The sequence below is a fragment of the Photobacterium proteolyticum genome, assembly GCF_001939735.1.
In the GTDB taxonomy this organism is placed as follows: domain Bacteria; phylum Pseudomonadota; class Gammaproteobacteria; order Enterobacterales; family Vibrionaceae; genus Photobacterium; species Photobacterium proteolyticum.
Genome location: NZ_MJIL01000081.1, coordinates 1 through 1,012 on the forward strand (window position 1 = coordinate 1; position 1,012 = coordinate 1,012).

Below are 1,012 nucleotides of genomic sequence, written 5' to 3' on the forward strand. Positions count from 1 at the left end.
TTACTGCCTAATCTGGGCTTAACGCAAGTTAGTACGTCCTTCATCGCCTCTGACTGCCAAGGCATCCACCGTGTACGCTTAATTACTTAACCATACAACCCCAAGAGGTCTCTCTTGCTCGATCTTTCTCTTTTATCCTGCCTCTTACTCATCTTTTGCTTGGTCACGTAACAAGTTACGCTCCCGTCGACAAAAGCTTCGTGCGAGTTGTCTAAAAAAGAAATCTACGTCGCAAGCCACTTAAGACTGCATAATCAAACAACCAAGGTTTGTTTGTTTCGCCGGACTCTTCTTTTATTTTCACTTTTGAAAAAGTGAAGACAAAAGTACAAGACACTTGAATGTGTATTGCTTGAGAACTCGTTCTTTATCCCTTCTTTATATAAGAAGTTATAAAAAACATTTTAATTGAATCTAACGATTCAATTTACTAGTCAGCTTTCCAGATTGTTAAAGAGCATGTGTTTCGTTATCTCCGAAGAGATAAAAGATCCACTCTCTAAATACTTTCGAACGTAATAAGCAGAGACACAAAATCGACCCAACGGCTGTATTTCGCCATTGNCGTTATCTCCGAAGAGATAAAAGATCCACTCTCTAAATACTTTCGAACGTAATAAGCAGAGACACAAAATCGACCCAACGGCTGTATTTCGCCATTGAATCTGCGCGTCGTGCAGAAAATATTTAGAGAGTGGTGGAGCTATGCGGGATCGAACCGCAGACCTCTTCGCTGCCAGCGAAGCGCTCTCCCAGCTGAGCTATAGCCCCATATATATGGTTTCTTCTTAGAAGAAGTCTTTTTCTTTAGGCAAGGCATAAAGAAAAGTGGTGGGCGATACCGGGCTCGAACCAGTGACCCCCTCCTTGTAAGGGAGGTGCTCTCCCAACTGAGCTAATCGCCCACGATAGTTTTGATTCCTTCGTGAGAAAGAATGGTGGGTCGTGCAGGATTCGAACCTGCGACCAATTGATTAAAAGTCAACTGCTCTACCAACTGAGCTAACGACCC

The 1,012-nt window shown here is 43.1% G+C and carries 3 tRNA genes; all 3 read right to left on the reverse strand.

Going from position 1 to position 1,012, the window contains the following annotated elements:
- Nucleotides 1-695 precede the first annotated feature (695 nt).
- Nucleotides 696-771, reverse strand: a tRNA-Ala gene (locus tag BIT28_RS15855).
- A gap of 58 nt (nt 772-829) precedes the next feature.
- Nucleotides 830-905 (reverse strand) — tRNA-Val (locus BIT28_RS15860).
- 31 nt (nt 906-936) lie between these two features.
- Nucleotides 937-1,012: transfer RNA gene (locus BIT28_RS15865), tRNA-Lys, on the reverse strand.